24 protein-coding genes are annotated in these 20,114 nt (G+C 38.7%); 8 read left to right on the top strand and 16 right to left on the bottom strand.

From position 1 onward, the window contains the following. Positions 1-8 precede the first annotated feature (8 nt). Entirely contained in the window at positions 9-155 is a 147-nt protein-coding gene (locus DUT68_RS17280; RefSeq protein ID WP_113639482.1) for a DUF2256 domain-containing protein, read from the top strand. Between the two features lie 97 nt (positions 156-252). Beyond that, a complete protein-coding gene (locus DUT68_RS17275) occupies positions 253-606 on the top strand; it encodes a hypothetical protein (RefSeq protein ID WP_113639481.1) in 354 nt (117 codons plus the stop codon). A gap of 97 nt (positions 607-703) precedes the next feature. Here DUT68_RS17275 and DUT68_RS17270 read toward each other — a convergent pair whose 3' ends face one another. Continuing rightward, positions 704-1,078 carry a hypothetical protein gene (locus DUT68_RS17270; protein ID WP_113639480.1) on the bottom strand — a complete coding sequence of 125 codons (375 nt, stop codon included), beginning with the start codon at positions 1,076-1,078 and terminating at the stop codon, positions 704-706. Between the two features lie 157 nt (positions 1,079-1,235). Continuing rightward, positions 1,236-2,414, bottom strand: coding sequence for a GAF domain-containing sensor histidine kinase (locus DUT68_RS17265; RefSeq protein WP_113639479.1), 1,179 nt, complete (start codon positions 2,412-2,414; stop codon positions 1,236-1,238). A gap of 129 nt (positions 2,415-2,543) precedes the next feature. Here DUT68_RS17265 and DUT68_RS17260 point away from each other — a divergent pair, with 129 nt between their 5' ends. Both DUT68_RS17260 and DUT68_RS17255 read left to right on the top strand, forming a co-directional pair. Beyond that, positions 2,544-2,927 carry a YchJ family protein gene (locus DUT68_RS17260; RefSeq protein ID WP_113639478.1) on the top strand — a complete coding sequence of 128 codons (384 nt, stop codon included), beginning with the start codon at positions 2,544-2,546 and terminating at the stop codon, positions 2,925-2,927. Between the two features lie 59 nt (positions 2,928-2,986). Then, positions 2,987-4,990, top strand: coding sequence for a TonB-dependent receptor (locus tag DUT68_RS17255; RefSeq protein ID WP_214608409.1), 2,004 nt, complete (start codon positions 2,987-2,989; stop codon positions 4,988-4,990). Between the two features lie 70 nt (positions 4,991-5,060). Here DUT68_RS17255 and DUT68_RS17250 read toward each other — a convergent pair whose 3' ends face one another. Further along, positions 5,061-5,933 carry a ChaN family lipoprotein gene (locus DUT68_RS17250; protein ID WP_113639476.1) on the bottom strand — a complete coding sequence of 291 codons (873 nt, stop codon included), beginning with the start codon at positions 5,931-5,933 and terminating at the stop codon, positions 5,061-5,063. A 145-nt stretch (positions 5,934-6,078) separates the two neighbouring features. On the opposite strand from DUT68_RS17250, the gene DUT68_RS17245 reads away from it, so the two are divergent. From DUT68_RS17245 to DUT68_RS17235, 3 genes are read left to right on the top strand one after another with little or no spacing between them, the layout of a single operon-like run. Then, a complete protein-coding gene (locus DUT68_RS17245; protein WP_113639475.1) occupies positions 6,079-6,873 on the top strand; it encodes a LiaF transmembrane domain-containing protein in 795 nt (264 codons plus the stop codon). A gap of 31 nt (positions 6,874-6,904) precedes the next feature. Next, on the top strand, positions 6,905-7,966 hold the full coding sequence (locus DUT68_RS17240) for a sensor histidine kinase (RefSeq protein ID WP_237088368.1): 1,062 nt from the start codon (positions 6,905-6,907) through the stop codon (positions 7,964-7,966). Further along, a complete protein-coding gene (locus DUT68_RS17235; RefSeq protein WP_113639474.1) occupies positions 7,944-8,678 on the top strand; it encodes a LytR/AlgR family response regulator transcription factor in 735 nt (244 codons plus the stop codon). Before DUT68_RS17240 ends, DUT68_RS17235 begins: the two co-directional genes overlap by 23 nt. A 2-nt stretch (positions 8,679-8,680) precedes the next feature. Here DUT68_RS17235 and DUT68_RS17230 read toward each other — a convergent pair whose 3' ends face one another. From DUT68_RS17230 to DUT68_RS17175, 12 genes are all read right to left on the bottom strand, one after another. Then, complete coding sequence (locus tag DUT68_RS17230; RefSeq protein ID WP_113639473.1) at positions 8,681-9,175, bottom strand: DUF6691 family protein; 495 nt, start codon at positions 9,173-9,175, stop codon at positions 8,681-8,683. Positions 9,176-9,184: 9 nt separating this feature from the next. Next, entirely contained in the window at positions 9,185-9,748 is a 564-nt protein-coding gene (locus DUT68_RS17225) for a YeeE/YedE family protein (protein WP_113639472.1), read from the bottom strand. Between the two features lie 80 nt (positions 9,749-9,828). Continuing rightward, a complete protein-coding gene (locus DUT68_RS17220) occupies positions 9,829-10,542 on the bottom strand; it encodes a thioredoxin domain-containing protein (protein WP_113639471.1) in 714 nt (237 codons plus the stop codon). Between the two features lie 3 nt (positions 10,543-10,545). Continuing rightward, positions 10,546-10,839, bottom strand: coding sequence for a thioredoxin (trxA, locus tag DUT68_RS17215; protein WP_113639470.1), 294 nt, complete (start codon positions 10,837-10,839; stop codon positions 10,546-10,548). 63 nt (positions 10,840-10,902) lie between these two features. Then, positions 10,903-11,496 (bottom strand): methyltransferase domain-containing protein, encoded by a 594-nt coding sequence (locus tag DUT68_RS17210; RefSeq protein WP_113639469.1) that lies wholly within the window; start codon positions 11,494-11,496, stop codon positions 10,903-10,905. 75 nt (positions 11,497-11,571) lie between these two features. Beyond that, a complete protein-coding gene (locus DUT68_RS17205; RefSeq protein WP_113639468.1) occupies positions 11,572-12,960 on the bottom strand; it encodes an MBL fold metallo-hydrolase in 1,389 nt (462 codons plus the stop codon). An 84-nt stretch (positions 12,961-13,044) separates the two neighbouring features. Further along, entirely contained in the window at positions 13,045-13,842 is a 798-nt protein-coding gene (locus DUT68_RS17200) for a sulfite exporter TauE/SafE family protein (protein ID WP_113639467.1), read from the bottom strand. 195 nt (positions 13,843-14,037) lie between these two features. Further along, positions 14,038-14,442 (bottom strand): hypothetical protein, encoded by a 405-nt coding sequence (locus DUT68_RS17195; RefSeq protein ID WP_113639466.1) that lies wholly within the window; start codon positions 14,440-14,442, stop codon positions 14,038-14,040. Positions 14,443-14,508: 66 nt separating this feature from the next. Continuing rightward, the gene (locus DUT68_RS17190) at positions 14,509-14,970 is read right to left on the bottom strand and encodes a DoxX family protein (RefSeq protein ID WP_113639465.1); all 462 of its coding nucleotides are present in this window, start codon (positions 14,968-14,970) and stop codon (positions 14,509-14,511) included. Positions 14,971-15,026: 56 nt separating this feature from the next. Further along, the gene (locus DUT68_RS17185; protein WP_113639464.1) at positions 15,027-16,448 is read right to left on the bottom strand and encodes an SDR family oxidoreductase; all 1,422 of its coding nucleotides are present in this window, start codon (positions 16,446-16,448) and stop codon (positions 15,027-15,029) included. Between the two features lie 90 nt (positions 16,449-16,538). After that, positions 16,539-17,099 carry a lipocalin family protein gene (locus DUT68_RS17180; protein WP_113639491.1) on the bottom strand — a complete coding sequence of 187 codons (561 nt, stop codon included), beginning with the start codon at positions 17,097-17,099 and terminating at the stop codon, positions 16,539-16,541. Between the two features lie 160 nt (positions 17,100-17,259). Next, the gene (locus DUT68_RS17175; protein WP_113639490.1) at positions 17,260-17,826 is read right to left on the bottom strand and encodes a hypothetical protein; all 567 of its coding nucleotides are present in this window, start codon (positions 17,824-17,826) and stop codon (positions 17,260-17,262) included. Positions 17,827-17,936: 110 nt separating this feature from the next. On the opposite strand from DUT68_RS17175, the gene DUT68_RS17170 reads away from it, so the two are divergent. Next, on the top strand, positions 17,937-18,821 hold the full coding sequence (locus DUT68_RS17170; protein ID WP_113639463.1) for a winged helix-turn-helix domain-containing protein: 885 nt from the start codon (positions 17,937-17,939) through the stop codon (positions 18,819-18,821). Between the two features lie 244 nt (positions 18,822-19,065). On the opposite strand, the gene DUT68_RS17165 is transcribed toward DUT68_RS17170, so the two are convergent. Continuing rightward, positions 19,066-19,974 carry a hypothetical protein gene (locus tag DUT68_RS17165; protein ID WP_113639462.1) on the bottom strand — a complete coding sequence of 303 codons (909 nt, stop codon included), beginning with the start codon at positions 19,972-19,974 and terminating at the stop codon, positions 19,066-19,068. Positions 19,975-20,114: the final 140 nt, after the last annotated feature.

The raw sequence follows: 20,114 nt of genomic DNA, 5'->3' as shown, positions 1-20,114 counted from the left end.
CCCCCTTAATGAAATCCGTTAAAAAGCAAAACTTACCATCAAAAATTTGCCCAGTATGCCAACGACCGTTTAGCTGGAGAAAGAAGTGGGAGAGAGACTGGGAAAATGTAGTGTATTGCAGTAAAAGATGTCAATCAAATAAAGATAAAAGCTGAGCGGTTGACCTTCAGCTAGTCAGTAAGAGTTGAAGTAATACAAATAAAAATCAACACTAATTCTATAGCTTTTAGTTGTAATCGCTATCTTCACTTTATGAAGAAATTTTTGTTGTTTTTTGCTTTTGGTTTATTTGCGGTAGCGGGTCGTACTCAAACTACCATATCCATTAAAGATGCTGTAAATCACGTTGGTAAGCAAGTTACTATTTGCGATTCGGTGTATAGTGCCCGTGCTATGGATAACCTAAGCTTAATGAATTTAGGAGGCAAGTTTCCTAAAGAGTTACTCACGGTAGTTGTTTTCAAAGCCGATAGAGCAAAGTTTGAAAAAGAGCCAGTGGAGATTTTCGAACATCAGCGCATTTGCATTACAGGAACAGTAACCCTGTATAAAGAAAAGCTGCAAATTGTAGTTAATGATCCAAAACAGTTAAAGTTAGCAAAATAATAAAAGGGCTATCTTAAAGCTATGATTAACAATGCTCCAAATTATTGGTGGCAACGTTAAGCTTTGATATAACCCTTTGTTTTTTTAATGGCGCTGCTTATCGCTTACAATCTGCAGTCCAAGTAGCGTTATTGTTCAAGTACGCAATTTTTAAAGTGCCAGCGGTAATTTTAATGTACTTACTTTCATCACTGCCAATAGAAATAGCTTCGTTTTCATTTTTTTGGAACTGTACGCCATTCAAATCTGGAATTCCATCAGAAAATTTGAAATCGTAGTTGTTTCCAGTTTTTACCACAGTCACTTTACCGGTCTCAGTTCTAATAGAAGTGCTACCGTTGTTGTAGCTAATCGTTCCGTTGTAAGTTCCCACAAATACGTCGTTATCTGCCGGATCGTCATCTTTACTACATGCTACAAATGCTAATGGTATAATTAGTAAGAATGCTAAAAATTTAAAATGTTTTTTCATGATGTCTAATTTTTAAATGTTCAGGAGAGATAACAGCCAGTTTCGAACTTGGTTTTCTCTTTTTTGGGCAATACGTATTTCACCCAGCCGCAATGCGTAGTTGCCGCACTGAGGGATAAAAACAATAAAAATTGATAAACAACTTGAAAAAAGGAAGTTACACTTGTACTCGAACTTTGAAAGTGCTGCCTTTGCCTAAATCAGATTGAATGCTCATTTGACCGCCCAAATTATCCAATAATTTCATTACCGACGGAAGTCCTAGGCCATACCCTTGTTCGCCTGTAGTGCCGCTGGTACTTTTGGTGCCCTGATTTAAAATTTCTGCAATTGTGCTTTCGCTGAGTCCCAAACCAGTATCCTTCACTTCTAAAAGCAAAGTTTTCCTATCGGTTTCCACCATTAAATCCAATGAAATCTTAATAGCACCACCTTTAGGAGTAAATTTAATGGCATTTGAAATCAAATTACCGGCAATTTGCATAAGCTTGTCTTTCTTGATTTGCACATTTGCCATGGCATTGTTAGCTGCAATAGTTAAGTCGATGTTTTTATTAAATGCCTGCGATTTGTAGAGCGTTTCTAACTTTTCCTTAAAGATATTTAGATTGAACATTTCAGAGGGCATCGGCACATTAGCCTGTGCATTTTTTAGGATTTCGTCGGCTAATTCCAGTACCGATTGGCCACTTTTTCCCATCATATCTACAATTTGCAATAGCTCCATGTTAGGGTAGTTTTCTTCGTCGGAAGCAATCATTTCTGCTAAACCTACAATTCCGGCAATTGGTCCTCTAATATCGTGTGCCACTTTATTGTAGGCATCAGTTTGTACGTTAAGCTTCTTCTCCAACGACTTAATCATGTTCGCATCATTGATCCTGTCGATGATTTGTCGGGCAATTACCTTAAGCTGTTCAATCTTTTCATCGCTAAGTTTTTGATGGTTTCTGTCCATTACGCAAAGCGATCCAATGTTGTAACCATTACTAGATTTAAGCGGAATGCCCATATAATAGCGCAACTGCATGGGTTCTCTTATAAAGGATTGATCGAAGAAACGGGCATCTTTCGATAAATCTTCTATCTCCAAATGATCATCTTCATCTAAAATATACTGACAAACGGTATTTTCTAGGTTGAGATAGTTCATTTCTAGTCCAAATCTTGAGATGATCCATTGCGTATACGCATCAATAAATGATATCAATGAGATCTGTGTTCCAGTTATTTTGGCGGCAAGTAAGGTTAGATCTTTAAAACTATCGTGTAAGTTCGTATAATCTAAATCGAGGTCGAAAAGACTCGATAATCTTTCTAATTCATTTTTGGACATAGCAAATGCGTACAGAATAAATAAAAACGATGCGTATTTGGATCACACAAATATAAAATTAGCACAACAATTAACAACTTTTAGGAGTATAGATTTCTTTACTAAATGTTCTTTTGATAATTTGCGGACATGACGTCGAATTTGATTTGTGCTTGCTCATCAGGCAAAACCTATGATAATTGCTGCCAAAGCTATCATCAAAATACTGCTGTTCCACAAACGGCCGAACAGCTAATGAGATCTAGATATTGCGCCTATGCCCTGCATTTGATTGATTATTTGTGGGAAACTACACATCCAACTAAAAGAAATTTGTACGATAAAACAGCGATGGAACAATGGGCAAAAGCTAACCATTGGATTGATTTGGAAATTGTACATGCAGATAAAAAAGTGGTAGAATTTAAAGCTCATTATCAAAAAGGATTAGCTAAGTATGTACATCACGAGCGGTCTACTTTTAAAAAAGAAGATGGTCGTTGGTATTATTTTTCTGGCGATTATTTCAACTGAACAAGCAACAATTGATGATCAACTTTGTTATCAAGCATATGCGCATCATTTTTTGCTTTATGCTTTTAACCTGTATTTCATCTCAATTAAAAGCGCAAGAGGTTGATAGCTTAGGCAAAGTTTCATTGGACAGTGTTGTAATTAGTGCTTATAGTAGTAAAAGTTTAATGTCTACCGCTGCGGCAATCAATAAAATCGGTACAGCCCAATTACAGCGTTTTAGCGGTGCAAGCATTTTGCAGGCAGTAAACACTACCGCAGGGGTAAGGATGGAAGAGCGCTCGCCAGGAAGTTACCGATTTAATATTAGAGGAAGTGCTGTGCGTAGTCCGTATGGTGTACGCAACGTAAAAGTGTATTACGATGAAATTCCGTTTACGGCTCCCGGTGGCAATACCATGTTAAATATGCTTGCTTTACAGCAGATAGGCGGGGTGGAAGTTATTAAAGGACCGGGAAGTAGTTTGTATGGCGCCGGTACGGGTGGCGTTATCCTCTTCGAGCCAGCTGTTGTTACCGGCAAAACAGCATTCGAAATAGGGACTAACTTAGGGAGTTTTGGCAGTGCAAACTATCATTTTATTGCCCAATTGCCTAAGCATCGGGTTGTTTACGAAGAAAATCGTTCGGATGGTTATAGGACACACACCGCCATGCAACGCCGGGTAGCGGCATATCAAAGTAAAATCAATACGTTTCATCAGGCAAGCTTATCTCTGAATCTCATTTATAGCAACTTAAACTACCAAACACCCGGAGCGCTCACGTTAAAGGAATATTTAGCTAACCCAAAACAGGCCCGACCAAGCGTTGGTGCTACACAAGGGGCAGAGGTAGCGAATGCAAGTATTGAGCAGGAGGCCCTATTTTTGGGTTTAACTCATCGCTATGCGTTTGCCAAAAATTGGAGCAATAGCACAAGTATTTACGGTTTTTATAACAGTACTGAAAATCCAGCCATACAAAATATTGAACTCAAAAAAGAGCCACATTGGGGCGCTCGAACCACTTTTTTATTCATCAAAGGGGATGTTACTTTACAAACCGGGGGAGAGCTGCAACGAGGGAATTTTACTTCCAAAACCTATCGTAATTTGCAGGGGCAACAGGGTATCCAGCTCACCGATGACCAATTAGATTTATGGCAGTGGTTAGCATTTACGCAATTGAATTGGAAAGTAAGCCGATGGATTTTTACGGCTGGAGCCAGTATAAATAGCTTAAGTTTGAATTTCTTAAGGACTGCTACGGCTCCTGTACAGGCGGAGAAAGATTTCAATGCTCAATTACAGCCGAGATTTTCAGCACTTTATCAAACAAGCCCTAATTTTTCTGCATATTTCAATGTAGCTAAAGGATTTTCGCCGCCGGCAAGTAGCGAAATTTTTGCCGATAATAACAGCTATAATTTGGCTTTACAAGCAGAGAAAGGCTGGAACTTGGAACCTGGGATGAGGTGGAAGTTGCTTAAAGAACGCTTGTTTTTGGAAGCGAGTTATTTCCATCAATTGTTGGGCAATGCTATTGTTACCCGTAGGGATGCGGCTGGTGCAAATTATTTTATAAATGCTGGAAAAACTAGGCAGCAAGGGTTTGAAACTAGTGCCTTTTATCAGTTAATGGGAAATAAAAAGCCGTTATCTATTGGCATCCAGGGTGCTTACACTTGGCATTATTTTAAATATGTAGATTTTGTGCAACTTGATCAGGATTTTTCGGGAAATCGATTGCCGGGTGTACCTACTAACAGTCTTGCCTTAGCCCTGGATTTAAAGCATAAAAGTGGCTTTTTTGGTTTCATTACGTGGAATCATCAAAGTAAAATTGCTTTAAATGATGCCAATAGTGATTATGCAAATGCCTTTCAACTGCTTTCAATGAAGTTAGGTTATCAACGCCAATTATTAGGCTTGCCTTTTCAGTTTTTTGCTGGCGCTGATAATATTTTGGATGAAAATTACAGTTTGGGTAATGACATCAACGGCTTCGGTGGCAGATACTACAACTTGGCTCCTGGTCGTAGCTTTTATTTGGGCTTCAAGCTTTCGTGGTTAAAGCGCTAACCGGGTTGTTTTGCAAGCAATAAACAGATTTACATTCGTTCAGGTGATTCCGACTTGCTTACCTACTCAACTAAAAAGTCCTTTTCACCGTTGGATCGGTTAGTATCACGTAATCTCCCAAAGCTTGGTGTTTTTCCCAATTGGGATTAGCAAAATCATCAGCAGAAAAACAAGCAATATTTAACACCTTCAATTTAGGCGCAATTTTTTGCAGCTGTGCATAAGTTCCTAAACGCTCATCGCTATGGAATCTGCCGTTTACTTGGAATATTTTCTTTCCTTTATTGGCTTTCGCAAACTTAGCAATAGACCAAGCCATGGTGGCGTCCCAAAAATTTTGCGATTGATATACTTTCATTGGTCCCATGCCATGGCCACCAAGTAAATCGATGAACTTTTCATAATAACGCCCGGTTAATGTATCAATAGGCAGTGGCGGTAAAAACTGTTTCGAGCTAGCGGGCAAATCTGCCAACACTTGCAAGCCACTTCTTGTTACAGCGTTGCTATATCTGGCAGCAGCATTGGCGCCAATTACTTCAAATTTTTGTGCTTTAGCCAGCTCTATCATCGGCCTATAATCTTTGTAGTTATTCCATGCCCTGGCTTCTTTGATGAAATTCTTTTCGCTGATAATGCCTTGTAGATATTCATTGATAATGGGTTGTACATCAGTGTGAAACATTTCCATAGTGAGGGCCACTTGATTAGGATAATTAGCAGCGAGTTTTTTAAGTAGGCTAGCTTCAAGGTAATGTCCTATGGAATCGTTGTGTTCTTCGCCAAAAAATAATACATCAGCTTTGGCCATATCGGCAGCAATTGCATCAATGCTAATTAATTTCTGCTTTTTAACATCGTATATTTTGTAGTGCTTATCAATATCCTGACTACTGGCTAAAAATGGCAAGAGGGCAAGGATAAAAATGATCAGTTTTTTCATCGATTTAAGTTTGTTTTCAAATTAACGAAATTTTTTACCGATAAATTAATGCATTTTACCGATAATTGGATAGCAAATAACGGTCTTGTGTTGTGTGATTTTCATTGTAGAGATACTTTTGAGCATATCATTAAAACACAAGGCAATGGAAAATACAAATCATAAAGAAATGGTTAATCGCTCAGGAAAAGTTTGGGCAGGCTTAATTATCGTAGCAATTGGGTCGCTTTTATTATTAAGAAACGTTGGGTTGTTTATCCCAAGTTGGACATTTAGCTGGAGCACATGGCTAATTGTGATTGGTCTCTTTGTTGGAGCTCGCAGTAATTTTAAAAATAGCGGCTGGTTTGTAATGGTTTTAATTGGCTCTTATTTTACTTTAGATGAGGCTTTAGGACAATATAATATTGGAGATGTGGCATTTCCTATCATGTTGTTGGCTTTGGGATTATTTTTAATCGTTAAACCAAAAAGCACATCTCATTTTGGAAAAAAATCTTGGAAAAGAAAATACCAAGGTTATAAAGAATTTGATCAAACAACTCCTTTGGGTGAAACAGATGATTCGAAAATTAACGATAATAACGCCGAGTTCAACGCTAGTGATTACATCAGTTCCGTAAATGTATTTGGCGGAAGCAACCAAGTAATTTATTCAAAGAATTTAAAAGGAGGCGAAGTTACTGCGGTTTTTGGCGGTGGCGATATTAACCTTACCCAAGCTGATTTCGATGGACAAATTATTATCGACGTTACTGCAATATTTGGTGGCATCAAGATCGTTGTTCCACCTACGTGGCAAATAAAATCGGAAGTTACTGCAATTTTAGGCGGTGTAGATGACAAGAGAACGATTTACGCTACTGCCGAGCAACCAACCAAGCAGGTGATTGTGAGAGGAGTAGTGTTACTGGGAGGTGTAGAGTTTAAGAGTTATTAGTAAAAGTTCCACTAACTAAAAACTAAACACCTTGACAACCACACCACTATCAAAACCATCAATTAAAAACACTGCCGGCATAATTTTACTTTGCTGGCAGGCTGTTTGCGCTGCGGTGCTGTATTACTTTTTCAATTATTCGTGGCAAATAGCGCTTGCAGATAGTGTAATCAGCAATTTATGTTTGGCATTAGGATGTATCGTAATCAGCAATATGCTGGCCTATTATCAACCTAAAAATCAAAAGATAGCGTACATATTTTTAGTGACTTTGGCTGTAACTGCTGCTGTTGTAATTGCAAGTTTTTATAGCCTGAGTTTTTTGTTTACTACTGATGCTAGTTACCTCTTATTTTTGGAATTGGCATTGGTTTTTAAAACAGCCATTGCCTTTGTTTGCTTGGGCTGGTGCGCCTTAACCAATATTTTGTGGTATCGTTTGGCCGAACAATCGGAAATGCAGGAGAGGATGCTTGCTACGCAGAATTTGGCCAAGGAAGCTGAGCTCAATAAACTTCGTCACCAATTACAGCCGCACTTTTTGTTCAATAGTTTAAATTCTGTTTATGCGCTAACTATTGTTAATCCAACAGAAGCGGGCACAATGATTACCAAACTGGCCGCCTTTTTACGTGGTACGCTAAAACGAGACGATGAAGTTTGGGTGAGCGTAGCTGATGAAATGGAGTACATTCAGTTGTATTTAGATATTGAAAAAGTACGTTTCAGTCACCGGTTAAACGTGGCAGTTAGCATTGCCGAAGATACTTTATCGCTGTGCTTACCGGGTACACTTCTGCAGCCAATTGTAGAAAACGCCATCAAGTTTGGCCTGTACAACACTTCTACAGCAATTACCATTACCGTTGATGTAAAACTGGAAAACAACATGCTGGTGATTACCGTGAGCAATCCTTATGATCCGGAAATGAAAGCTTCCAAAGGTACTGGCTTCGGTTTATCGGCCATACGCCGCCGTTTATATTTGCTTTTTGCTGATAGCAGTTTATTGCAAACTGAATCTAAAGACAATAATTTGTACATTACTACGCTTAAAATACCACAAAAAGATGATCAGAACGATACTAATTGATGATGAAGCCCTTGCCAGAGATATTGTGAAGCACTACCTGAAAGCTTTTCCAACTATTGAGGTGGTTGCCGAGTGTAGTGATGGTTTCGAGGGCTTAAAGGCAATAGCCCAGCATCAACCTGATTTGATTTTTTTGGATATCCAGATGCCTAAAATTAGCGGTTTTGAAATGCTTGAACTGGTAGAAAAGCGCCCAGCAGTTATTTTTACCACAGCTTTTGACGAGTATGCCATCAAAGCCTTCGAAGTAAATGCGGTTGATTATTTGCTTAAACCTATTGAGCAGTCCCGCTTTGAACAAGCCATGCAAAAATTACCTACTAAATTAGCCAAAGGCGATGACAGTCAGGAATTGTTGGAAACCGCTTCGCTGTCGCCAGCGCAAAACAATAGGGTAGTGGTTAAAAATGCGGGCGTAATAAAAATTATTCCGGTAGAAGCCATTCAGTATTTGGAAGCAGATGACGACTACGTTAAATTGAGTACTACGGAAGGTAATTTCCAAAAGAACAAAACGATGAGCTTCTTTGAGCAAACTTTAGATCAAACGCAGTTCATTCGCATCCATCGTTCATATATCATCAATTTGGCTGAAGTAACCAAAATAGAATTGAAAGAAAAAGATAATTACGTGGTCCTTTTAAAATCAGGAATATGGCTGCCCGTAAGTAAAACAGGTTATGTTAAATTAAAGGCAGCTTTGGGAATTTGATTTTAATGCGGTAGTTTATCTCTAAGCAAGCCATAAACCCAAGTTCCAGCAATTGCGCTTAGCAAGGTTACCATAATTACCGTAGCACCTGTGCCAATTTGCGCAAACAGTGGTCCCGGGCAGGCACCCGTAATTGCCCAACCTAAGCCAAAAAGTAGTCCGCCAAAAATTTGACCTTTATTGAAGGTTTTATCATGAAACTCAATTTTTTCGCCGTAAATGGTTTTAATGTTGAATTTTTTGATTAACCAAATGGATAGCATGCCTACTGCGATGGCACTTCCGATGATACCGTACATATGGAACGATTGTAAACGGAACATTTCTTGAATGCGGAACCAGCTCACTACTTCTGATTTAACGAACACAATGCCAAATAGCACACCTACAATTAGGTATTTGATATTGTGATACCATTTGTGGCTCAACTGACTTTCATTAATGCAAATGGCATCCAATGAGCGGGTTTCGAAATCTGTATTTTGGTGTTGTTGCATGATGATCAATTAAAGGTTGAGGATAAGCGGTAGAATTAAATTTGCCATGATAAAGCCACCAACCATAAAACAAATGGTAGCGATTAAAGATGGCCATTGCAGGTTAGACAAGCCCATAATAGCATGTCCGCTAGTGCAGCCGCCGGCATATCTGGTGCCAAAACCAACTAAAAATCCACCTACTACCATTAGCAAAAAGCCTTTTAAGGTTAGTAATGCAGGCCAATTCATAATTTCCTGGGGAACTAAATCATTATAATTGGTGATACCATACCCGGCCAACTCTGTAGCTAGTTTTGGATTAACCTGAATAGGCTGTGGATTTGCAAGGAAATGAATTGCAATTGCTCCACCTAATAAAATACCGAAAACGAAGAATAGGTTCCAGATTTCTTTTTTCCAATCGTACTTAAAAAACGGGATGTTGGCAGGTAAACAGGCGGCGCAAATATGCCTTAACGATGAGCTGATCCCAAATGACTTGTTGCCCAAAATCAAAAGTGCTGGTACTGTTAAGCCAATAAGCGGGCCGGCCACATACCAAGGCCAAGGTTGTCTTAAAAAATCTAACATGTTTTGCAGTGTATATTTAATAATGCAAATTTGGAGCGTTTGGGAGTAAGTTTCAGCTACTTTAGTTACACAAGCAAATTTTATTTGAGTTTTTTACGTACTGCTGCTTCTTCAATGAAGCCTAGGTTCTCCCAAATCAATTGTTCGTTTTTGTAAAGCTTTAATACTGGTAACGCATTTATTTTTAACGTTTTACATAGCTCTGGGTTTGCATCTGCATCAATTCTAACCACCACTACTTTGTTGGCCATATCGTTGGAAATTTTATCCAAATAAGGCTTCATTTCTTTACAAGGGGCACACCAATCTGCATAAAAATCAACCAAAACCAATTTGTCAGATTTAACTAAGGCCTGATATTGCGAAAGGCTGATAGTTTTTGCATTTGAAGTAACTGTATTTTTAACTTCAGGTAAGTTGGCTGCTCTCCACTCCATTATTCCACCTGGCATTTCAACTACTTTTTCAAAGCCAGAAGCAAGCAATTGTTTAACAGCATTGCTACTTCGCCCGCCACTTAAGCAATACACGTATACAGGTTTGCTTTTATCTAGGGCGGTAATTTTAGTTTGAAATTCCTTGCTGTTGATGTTAGCATTTACAGCGCCTGCAACATGTCCATTACTAAATTCTGCTGGCGTTCTAACATCAAGCAGTTGTATATTTTGCTCGTTTTTTAAAGTTGATGCCAGTGTGGTGGCTTTAATTTGGCTTGCCTGATGAGAAGTTTGAGCATTGCTACAGCCACACAGCAACAAGAAGCAGCAGACGAAGGAAAAGAAACTTTTGTACATGTATTATTGGTTTTCGTTGATCAATCTTTCTAAATCTGATACAGGAACTACGCCTGATTGACGCCAGCGGATTTGTCCTTTTTTAAATAAAATTAATGTTGGAACACCGCTAACGCGATAAGCTGCCGCTGCTTGTTGATTTTTATCGACGTCTATTTTGATGATGCTAGCCTTATCGCCTACACGTTTTTTTAAGTCTTCCAACATTGGCGACATCATTTTGCAAGGGCCGCACCATTCGGCAAAAAAGTCTATCAGTACGGGTTTATCTTGATTGATAATTTCTTGAAAAGTCATACGCAATGGTGTTAAATTCAATTTACAAAGATACAGCGAGAAGAAGCTAATCGTGTCGTTTTTCTATCCTTTTATTAGGTTGATGAAGAGTTCGGTATTTGCTCTCGGCTTGATGCTGTTATAACAATCTTCCATCGTTTTAATGGTAAAGTATTTCTCAAAAAGAGAAAGGTAGGCCGTTTTTTGTCCCCCGAAAGGCGGCCCTTCTCTCTCAAAATCGATGCTAAATAATAGGCCAATGATGCTACCGCCACCCTTCAATAGAGAAGCCGCTTTTGCGACATAATTTGGCCGTAGGCTAGGAGAAATAGCACAAAAGAAAGTTTGTTCTATCAATAAATCATACTGGCCCTGATGATCGAAAAAATCGCCTAGGATGATGTTAATTTCAGGTTGATTGGCATTTCTTTCCTTTAAAATTTCAACTGCTTTGGGAGCGATATCAATCACGGTGATATTGGTAAAACCATTTTGCAATAGCCAGCTAGCCTCGTGAGCATTGCCACAACCTGGAATCAGAATTGCTGCATTTTTGTTGGGATATGTTTCCATATAACCGGTTATTGCCGGTGAAGCCATGCCAATATCCCAGCCAGTTTGGTTGTTTTCCCAACGCTTGTTCCAAAACTCTTGATCCAGTTGATTTGCTTCCTGCATGTTGTTTTATTGAGTAGTTACAAATATCGCTAATTACTGTTTGAAATTTCGTAAGCTGCCAACTTCGCTAAAAGATTACTCCGTTGGTTCGCCATTTGCTAACCATTCTTTCATCCCACCTGAATAGTTCTTTACCTTATCAAAGCCATTTCTCCTTAAAAGCGAATAAGCAATTGCAGCACGGTCGCCACTTTGACAATGGATCACCACCTGTTTATCTTTACTAATTCTATCCAAGTTATCTTGCAAAGTGCCTACAAAAATGTGTTCAGCACCTTTGATATGCCCACTTTTGAATTCGCTCAGGTTACGTACATCTACTATTTGCACATCATCTCTGTGTAAGTAAGATTTGAAACTTTCCAAGTCAATCACGTCAGCAGTTAGTAATTCGATACCCAAATCATTTACATCTTCAATAAAACCATAAATATTGTCTAGCCCAATGCGCATTAACTTTCTGGTAATTTCTTCCATTTCTTCCGCATTTGCAACCAGTATGAATTGCTCCCGATAGTTTAATATCCAACCTGCCCAAGTTGCCAAGCTATTATTATGTTGGATGTTAATGCTGTGAGGTAAAAACCCTTTGGCGAAATCCACTTTATTTCGAGTATCAATCACCTTTATGCCATCATGATAAGCCTTTTTAAATGCTTCATTTGATAATTTGGGATGTTGCGGCACCTCAACTAGCAACGGTCGATCCACTTTGTTCAAGTGTTTCATCATGGCAAAGTATTTAGGAGGTTCGGGTTGTCCGGCTAGCAATTCGTTGACAAATCCGATCTCGTCATTTTCGTACTGGAATGCCCAATTTCTAATTTTCTCATAACCTACAGTAGTACTTGGTACAGCGCCCAGGGCTTTGCCACAGGCTGAGCCAGCGCCATGCCCCGGCCAAACTTGAATGAAAGGGGCAAGCGAAGCAAAACGTTGTACCGATTGATACATTTGTTTGGCTCCCTTTTCCTGCGTGCCCAACATACCAGCTGCTTTTTCTAATAAATCTGGCCTGCCAATGTCGCCCACAAAAACGAAATCACCGGTGAAAATCATTACAGGTTCGCTGCTTGCCGGATGATCGGTCAGTAAAAAGCTGATGCTTTCGGGCGTATGGCCTGGTGTATGCAGCACTTCCAAAGTGAGATTTCCCACCCTAATTACATCGCCATGCTTTAAACCAATGTGGTTGAACTGATATTGCCAATCTTCGCCACCTTCATCAGATAGATATAATTTGGCTCCAGTTACTGCTGCCAATTCTCTCGAACCAGCTAAGAAATCAGCGTGGATATGTGTTTCGGTAATGTGTGTAATTTTTAGATTGTTTTGAGCAGCTATTTTTAAATACACATCGATATCGCGTTGTGCATCTATCACAATAGCTTCGCCTTTGGCTTGACAACCGATAAAATAGCTTGCTTGAGCTAAACTTTTATCGTAAACGTGTTGAAAAAACATGATTTTTTATGTGTTAAAATGTTAAAAAGTTAGATTTAATATGTCAAAGTTCGGCTGTTTAAATTTATGGAACAGCTACTTTTGTTACATTAGCTGGTTGATCAAGGTTTCCTTAAATAAAATATAAACACCCATTACCAGTACAAACCAGCCGAACGCAGGCTTTAGCTTATAGCCTTCTATTTTGGTAGAAAGATAACTTCCAATGAAGATCCCAACGATGGCGATGAGGGTAACGCTGAGCAAAAATTTCCATTCGATATGATTTTGTCCAATTGAAAATCCGAAGCCAGCAATAGAGTTTACCGCTATAATTAACAAGGAAGTGCCAATAGCAGTTTTCATTGGTAGCTTAAGGAAATTCACTAAGGCAGGGATAATGAGAAAGCCACCACCAGCACCAATTAAACCCGTAACCAGTCCAACCACGGTGCCTTGTAAAATTACTGCAGTTAACGAGGTGTTTTTTTGAGGGTTCGTAGCAGCCGTATCTTTTTTAATCATGCTGTAAGAAGCGAAGATCATAAGCACAGCAAAAATTACCATCAGTAAAACAGATTTACTTAAGGAAAAACTGCCCATTTGTAAGATTTTTTCGGGGATTGCAAGAAGAATGTAATGACGTGTTAAAAACACTGAAATGATGGATGGAATGCCAAAGTAAATGGCAGTTTGAATATCAATCCATCTTTTTTTGAAGTACGAAAACGAGCCTACTAAACTAGTTGAGCCTACGATAAAGAGTGAATAAGTTGTGGCCAATACTGTATCAACCGCAAAGAGATAAACTAGAACTGGTACAGTTAAAATGCTGCCACCACCGCCAATGAGGCCCAGTGAAATGCCAATGAGTATTGAAGCCGAATATCCTGTAATTTCCATTGCTTTAAATTGTGAGTTCAAAGCTAAGTGAATGGAAATAGCTCCACAGCTACTTTTGTTACAGAGCAGTTTTTAGTATTGCCGATAGAATCAAGTTATCTGATTTTAATTACTTAAATGATGAAGAAGGACTGCCTACTTTTACGTTAGCTATTATGCGATTTTACTATTAGGCAGCCCTTGTTTATTGTCATGTTACCAATTGGGCGAGGGTGGAGTTGGAGGTGTCGGGGTTTTTGCTTGACCTAATGCAGCTTGAAGCTCCTCTGTGAGTTTTTTAAAAGAAGCCAGCTGTTTCGAACTTGCTTTCTCTTTGTCCAAGCTAGCCTTAAAACTTTCGTTGGTAAACATGGCACTGTAATTAGCACCTTCCCAAAATGTTGTTTTCTCATTAACTTGTGCCGGATTTCCCAAGTGAGCTTTCAATACTTCGAGGAAACGCTTAGACCGTTCGGTAGAGAAATTAGCCTTTAGCAGATACTCGGTGTCCGTTTCGTGTACATAAAAACCAGTTTTCTCTGATTTAGTGGTGCTTGTAGTTTGACCGTAAGCAGCCCAGCTACCTAATGTCATCATTAAAATAAATAAATACCTTTTCATTTGTTTTTTTTTTCAAAGGTAAAGGCACTTTTTAGCACTCACGGTTAATGTAGTGTTAACGGAGGGTTAATGGCTATCGCCAGTTTGATTGATCTGATTTTTTCGATTTTTTAAGTAGCTAAATGCTCCTGAACTCCACAATGCCCAAATGATTAAAACAGGCTGAAAAAATAACCTCGCCAACCTCGCTTTATCGCTATTTAAGCCAAAAGCATCTCTATGGTTAAGGTATTGGGCCACATTTCCCGGAAATACCGCGATGAAAAACAAGGCTAACAAAATTCCAACTTTTGCACGCTGTTTGGCATAAGCAATTAAGGCTAAGCCTAACATAATTTCGGCTACGCCGGATAATAATACAGTAATATCTTTATCTACCGGAACCCAATTAGGCACTTGAGCCTGAAATTCCTTTCGTTGAAAAGTAAGATGTCCTATACCCGCCAATACCATAAACAGGCCCAATACAATACGTCCTGCTTTTTGCCACTTATTAGTGCTAGGCTTTGCTATTTGAACTGTCTCCATATCTCAATAATTTTAATAATCGTAAAGTTTTGATGGATTTTTTGGCGTGCCATCAATTATCCAGCGGTGATTTTTTTGAGCATACCTCTAAAAATAAAGTAGTGAAAAGGCAACATGGCAATCCAATATAGCCTGCCGGGAATACCTAAAGGCCTAAATGTTGCCGTTTGTTTTACTACGCCCTTATCGTCCATGCAAAATTCTAGCCATGCTTCGCCGGGAAGCTTCATTTCAGCGTAGAGTAAAAGCCGTTTTTGCGTTGGAGAGGATAGGATCACTCTCCAAAAATCAAGGGCATCGCCGGGAGATGCGGATGTTGCATTTTTGCGACCTCGCCTTAAACCAACGCCACCAAAAAGTCTGTCTAAAAAACCACGGAATTCCCACAACCAATTGCCATAATACCATCCATTTTTGCCGCCAATGGAAAAGATTCGATCCAAGGCCTGTTCAGGATTTTCTGCCTTCATCGCTTGTTTATCGGTAAGTACCCCAAATTTTGGCACCTCAATATGGCTCGAAAGTCCTTTCCTAAAAATGTGATTATAAGGTGCATCGCTCCAGCTGGAAAGCACTAAGTTTTGCTCTATTTTTTCAAAGGCCATCGCAATGGCTTTTTTGTAAGGAATTAGCGTGATGTTTAATAGCTTGTGAAGCTCGTTTTCCACAGGAATTACATCCACTTTCATGCTGTCTACCAAATTTTTCGCAAGTTCATATGTGGTTGATGTCATGAAATACAGCCAATAGGAAGACAGCTTTGGTGTGAAAACCGGCACTATGATAATTGTACGCTTCAGTTTCCTAACCTCTGCAAATTGTAGGAGCATTTGCTTATAACTCAATAAATCTGGGCCATAAATGTCGAAATGCCTGCCAAAAGTTTCTTCTCTATCCAGCACGCCAGTTAAAAACTGAACTACATTTCGGATGGCAATGGGCTGGCACTTGGTTTTAAGCCATTTGGGAGCAACCATTATGGGAAGTTTCTCCACAATATCACGTATAATTTCAAAAGAAGCACTGCCAGAACCTATAATGATTCCAGCACGTAACGTGGTTACCGGGCATTGCGCTTGGCGCAGCTGATCTTCTACAGCCTTGCGGCTTTCCAAATGCCTACTCAATTCGCTGTTGTTTACAATCCCAGAAAGGTAAATCAACTGCTTGGCCGTAGTTTGATTAATGTATTGCGTGAAATTTTTGGCCGAAGCTTGTTCTCTTTTGCTAAAGTCACCGCTCGAACTCATCGAGTGCACCAAATAATAAGCAGCATCAATGTCGTTTGGAAGTTTTTTTAGCGTAGCTGGCCGCAATAAATCTGCTTCTATAATCTCCAGCTTGTGTTTCTTGTAATCTTTAACATCCAGTCGAGCTGCATCTCTTACCACACAACAAACTTCATGTCCCATTTCTAAAAGGACAGGAAGCAATCTTTTGCCAATATAGCCAGTAGCGCCAGTAAGTAAGATTTTCATGATGGGTATAAGGTTAAAAATACGAAATTATCGAGAGATGCGCAGTACTAAGGCCTTTGCTAACATTAGTTTCGCTCTGTTTAAACTTCACTATTTGCTGTTTGAAGCATAAGGACTAACCATATCATGCTCAACCCAAATCAGCTGGCTCACATCATAACCTATCTCTTTGGCCAAACCCAAAAATTGTTGTTTCACTTTTTCGGGTATTGTTTTCTCTCTCGATAGCAGCCATAAATAATTCAAATTACGTCCGGCAACCAAGGCATATTGGTAATTATCGTCGATGGCAATGACATTATACCCGGCATAAAAAGGCTTGAAGAAGCTTACTTTTAACGCGGCAACGTCACTTGATTTTGTAAATTTTGCACTTCCAGTAGATGACTTCCATTTTTTCTTTTTCGTATCAAATCCGCTGTTAAGCACTTTGATATCGCCGTTATCTAAAAAACTATATTGTGCCATCACATTGCTAAGATTTTTCTCAAATCTGTAGTCGAACCTTGCAATTTCGTACCAATTACCAAGATAACGTTTAGGTTGAAAACCGGTAACTGGCTTTGCATTTTTAGGAATAGATGAGCAGGACATGAACAACGAGGTAGCGATTATGCCAGCTGTTGTCAGTAAAATAATCTTGTTTCGCATAACTTTTTGCCATCTGTTAATTTGATGGCGCCAGTCGTTAAACATACTTTATGGGCGATTGTTTGCCCTCCGCATGTCGCCAAAAAGTCAAATCCCCTAACCTGATAGATTAAGGGATTTGCATAATTATTATTAACTCCAAATATTTCGGTAATGGCAATTAGCAACCATCTTCGCTTGACTTGTGTTGATAGATGACCTTGTTGTCAAATTTTACCAAATCTCCAAATAAAATAGGATATGAATATTTAGGTGCATGCATTATATTTCGGCTTCTAATCATGATTTTATCGTTAACCTTTAAGCCGTATAAGTGCTTAAATTCGTCATTATAAATTAGAAAGTTCTTGTTCGGTTCGTTAGATCTGAAGCAAAGAATAAACTCCTCGCCATTAATTTTCACCATCATTCCAAAGCCTAAAGCTGACCCTGTGGGTAACGAAAGCGAAGTGACCACAGCTTCCATATCGGTGAAATTTTTTACTTCCTTACTAATTTTAGCAGCACTTGAAAATACTTTTTTGCCATTGGGCGATGCTTTCCATTTTTCATACTTCACTCCATCCGGACTAGCTTTCCATCTTTTAAGTTCCACTTCTCTTTCCGAAGCCGAAGCAGGTTTACGAATGATCTTTTCGGCGGGATGATTTTTAACTACCATGTTTGCGAATACCAGTCCGCCTACCACAACCAATGGTAGGATCAGTGCATAAGTGATTTTTTTCATACTTTTAAGTTTTATTGAATCGATAAAGCGAAAGTAAAGTGATATTGTAGCAGCGCAATCATCTGCTTTGTAAATAAAAATGTAAACTTTGTAAATTAAAACTTGACACAATGTTTAATCGACTAAATCTGAGTTCTGCAAACAGAAAATACGCTTTTGCACTAGTGTTATTGTTTTTTGTTGCTGTTATGAGTGTTGCTTTGGCTTCATCGGGAAATGATGATTTTGATTTTGCTAGGAGGGAAGTTCTGCTGCGGAGAGTAGGACATCAAATTCTTTTGCAATCAGGTGATAGCACTTCAAGGGTGCTGCCAATTCAAAAAATTGCTACCGACGAATATCAAATCAGTTTTGAGCACCAATTTAGCTTTCAACCAGAGCTCATGATGGATGTTGCCAGTAAAACTTTGGCAAATGATCCGATGTCAAAAAGTTATGTGGTAAATGTGTTAAAACATGGTACCAACAACGTAATTTATGGTTTTGCCATCGCCGAAAATAAGAAAGATGATATCATTTCATGCAATGGAAGAAAGCAGCCTTCGGCCAACTACATGATCAACGTTAAGTTTAAATCGGAAAGTGTAATTGCAAAGAAAGAAACGTATCTGTTGGGAGGATTACCTTTGTTAGCGTTCGTAGGTTTAATTTTCTTCAGTTCTGCTAAAAACAGGAAACCAAATGCTAAAGTTGAGGATACATCCCTTTTTACATTAGGCAAAGTGCTGTTTGATGCGAAAAACCGTAAGCTAACTATTAACGGTGAGCAGGCTGACTTAACCGCAACTGAAACTAGGCTACTGCTTATTTTTGCTTCTTCTCCCAACATGGTGATAGAGCGAAACCGCTTGCAGAAAGAAATATGGGAAGACGAAGGTGTGATTGTTGGTCGCAGCTTGGACATGTTTATATCAAAACTTAGAAAAAAACTCGAACCTGATCCAAATATCAATATTGTGGTGGTACGCGGTAAAGGTTATAAGCTTGCGGTGTAGGAGAGTAGAGGAAGATTGAGTTTAATGTTGGACGTATGAATTCCGTAGCGCTTCTATATAAATATAGAGTTTTATCTAATTAAAGACTTGGAACGGACTTTGATAAAGAAAACAGAAGAATATCCAATGTTGTTTATAATTTTTATAGCATTTAACTCTTATTAATCTTGAAAGTTAGTAAAGTCGTGTCAGTACCAGGGCTTATATAATTTACGACTATTTTAACAATACATTGAATAGATAACTATACCAATTTACGATTAAAAAGCGCTTTGTAATAGGTTTCTAAATCCTTTGCAATATGCTCAAATTTCTCACTTATACTTTTGCAGTACGAATTGGTCATTTTTATTGACATATCAAGTCGATTGATATCTTCAATGGCTGAATGTAACTTAAGTTGATAATGCCAAAATTCTTTAGCGGTTAGGATGGTAGCAATCGGTTTTCCATTAAACATATCGAACTTCAGTATTGCGGTAAGGAACTTTCTTGCCTCTATTAAATCATTAGGATTTACCTTTGCGTAGGTCTGAAATATTTCGTCTCTGCTTTTCAGCCAAGATTGTAAATAGTTGTCCAATGGCTTTTTATTTAAGTTAATGAAAACATCAGTTGCGGCTTCAAAAGCTTCTTTCATACTTAAATTTGTTGCAGAAGTCATTGTAGCATCTTCTTTTTGAAATCCCGCTAGTATCGGAAACATTTTTTCATGTTCGCTTTTGACAATTGACAGACTGTTGTATAGGTTATCAAAAGCCTGTATGCGTTTGATCCTACCTTTAAGTCTGATGTTTTCAAAGCCTGTGAAAAAGGCTTTAAATGAGCTGCTGTATGAAATTTCCTTGAAGTTGTCAAGTGCCGAACAAGGCCGGACATATAGGCTAAAGTTGGGAGCACTGCCTTCCAAGGTAATGAAGCTTCCATACAGTTTCAGTGATGATGACTGATCGTAAAGATACTTTTTGAAAATCAGGTAATTCCTGCGCACAAGCTCCCTGATTGCCCGTCTTTCTCTAAATCTTCCAATCACCTTTAAAACTTCGTTTACAGTTATACCCAACACGAACACCGATAGCGAAACTATGATGGTAGCGGTTGGATTTTTTTCTATCCCGAGATATTTAGACAACCATTCTATAAAATCATTCATTGCTTATAAAAGTGTTAATTTAATAAACGACAAAATAGTAACAATTATCAAGATTAGCCAAACATCAAAATAGCTTTTGCAGCCTAGCGAATAATTCGCTAGTAAACAGAAAATCTAGACGTTGATGTTGAATTTTGGCA

The sequence above is a fragment of the Pedobacter zeaxanthinifaciens genome (assembly GCF_003313335.1).
In the GTDB taxonomy this organism is placed as follows: Bacteria; Bacteroidota; Bacteroidia; order Sphingobacteriales; family Sphingobacteriaceae; genus Pedobacter; species Pedobacter zeaxanthinifaciens.
Note: the sequence above shows the minus strand (reverse complement) of the source record. Positions and strands in the feature narration are given on the sequence as shown.

Excerpts from the sequence above, each read along its gene's own strand:
- DUT68_RS17280 (WP_113639482.1), top strand. The coding sequence starts at position 9 with ATGAAATCCGTTAAAAAGCAAAACTTACCATCAAAAATTTGCCCAGTA.
- DUT68_RS17275 (WP_113639481.1), top strand. The coding sequence starts at position 253 with ATGAAGAAATTTTTGTTGTTTTTTGCTTTTGGTTTATTTGCGGTAGCG.
- DUT68_RS17270 (WP_113639480.1), bottom strand. The coding sequence starts at position 1,078 with ATGAAAAAACATTTTAAATTTTTAGCATTCTTACTAATTATACCATTA.
- DUT68_RS17265 (WP_113639479.1), bottom strand. The coding sequence starts at position 2,414 with ATGTCCAAAAATGAATTAGAAAGATTATCGAGTCTTTTCGACCTCGAT.
- DUT68_RS17260 (WP_113639478.1), top strand. The coding sequence starts at position 2,544 with ATGACGTCGAATTTGATTTGTGCTTGCTCATCAGGCAAAACCTATGAT.
- DUT68_RS17255 (WP_214608409.1), top strand. The coding sequence starts at position 2,987 with ATGCTTTTAACCTGTATTTCATCTCAATTAAAAGCGCAAGAGGTTGAT.
- DUT68_RS17250 (WP_113639476.1), bottom strand. The coding sequence starts at position 5,933 with ATGAAAAAACTGATCATTTTTATCCTTGCCCTCTTGCCATTTTTAGCC.
- DUT68_RS17245 (WP_113639475.1), top strand. The coding sequence starts at position 6,079 with ATGGAAAATACAAATCATAAAGAAATGGTTAATCGCTCAGGAAAAGTT.
- DUT68_RS17235 (WP_113639474.1), top strand. The coding sequence starts at position 7,944 with ATGATCAGAACGATACTAATTGATGATGAAGCCCTTGCCAGAGATATT.
- DUT68_RS17230 (WP_113639473.1), bottom strand. The coding sequence starts at position 9,175 with ATGCAACAACACCAAAATACAGATTTCGAAACCCGCTCATTGGATGCC.
- DUT68_RS17225 (WP_113639472.1), bottom strand. The coding sequence starts at position 9,748 with ATGTTAGATTTTTTAAGACAACCTTGGCCTTGGTATGTGGCCGGCCCG.
- DUT68_RS17220 (WP_113639471.1), bottom strand. The coding sequence starts at position 10,542 with ATGTACAAAAGTTTCTTTTCCTTCGTCTGCTGCTTCTTGTTGCTGTGT.
- trxA (WP_113639470.1), bottom strand. The coding sequence starts at position 10,839 with ATGACTTTTCAAGAAATTATCAATCAAGATAAACCCGTACTGATAGAC.
- DUT68_RS17210 (WP_113639469.1), bottom strand. The coding sequence starts at position 11,496 with ATGCAGGAAGCAAATCAACTGGATCAAGAGTTTTGGAACAAGCGTTGG.
- DUT68_RS17205 (WP_113639468.1), bottom strand. The coding sequence starts at position 12,960 with ATGTTTTTTCAACACGTTTACGATAAAAGTTTAGCTCAAGCAAGCTAT.
- DUT68_RS17200 (WP_113639467.1), bottom strand. The coding sequence starts at position 13,842 with ATGGAAATTACAGGATATTCGGCTTCAATACTCATTGGCATTTCACTG.
- DUT68_RS17195 (WP_113639466.1), bottom strand. The coding sequence starts at position 14,442 with ATGAAAAGGTATTTATTTATTTTAATGATGACATTAGGTAGCTGGGCT.
- DUT68_RS17190 (WP_113639465.1), bottom strand. The coding sequence starts at position 14,970 with ATGGAGACAGTTCAAATAGCAAAGCCTAGCACTAATAAGTGGCAAAAA.
- DUT68_RS17185 (WP_113639464.1), bottom strand. The coding sequence starts at position 16,448 with ATGAAAATCTTACTTACTGGCGCTACTGGCTATATTGGCAAAAGATTG.
- DUT68_RS17180 (WP_113639491.1), bottom strand. The coding sequence starts at position 17,099 with ATGCGAAACAAGATTATTTTACTGACAACAGCTGGCATAATCGCTACC.
- DUT68_RS17175 (WP_113639490.1), bottom strand. The coding sequence starts at position 17,826 with ATGAAAAAAATCACTTATGCACTGATCCTACCATTGGTTGTGGTAGGC.
- DUT68_RS17170 (WP_113639463.1), top strand. The coding sequence starts at position 17,937 with ATGTTTAATCGACTAAATCTGAGTTCTGCAAACAGAAAATACGCTTTT.
- DUT68_RS17165 (WP_113639462.1), bottom strand. The coding sequence starts at position 19,974 with ATGAATGATTTTATAGAATGGTTGTCTAAATATCTCGGGATAGAAAAA.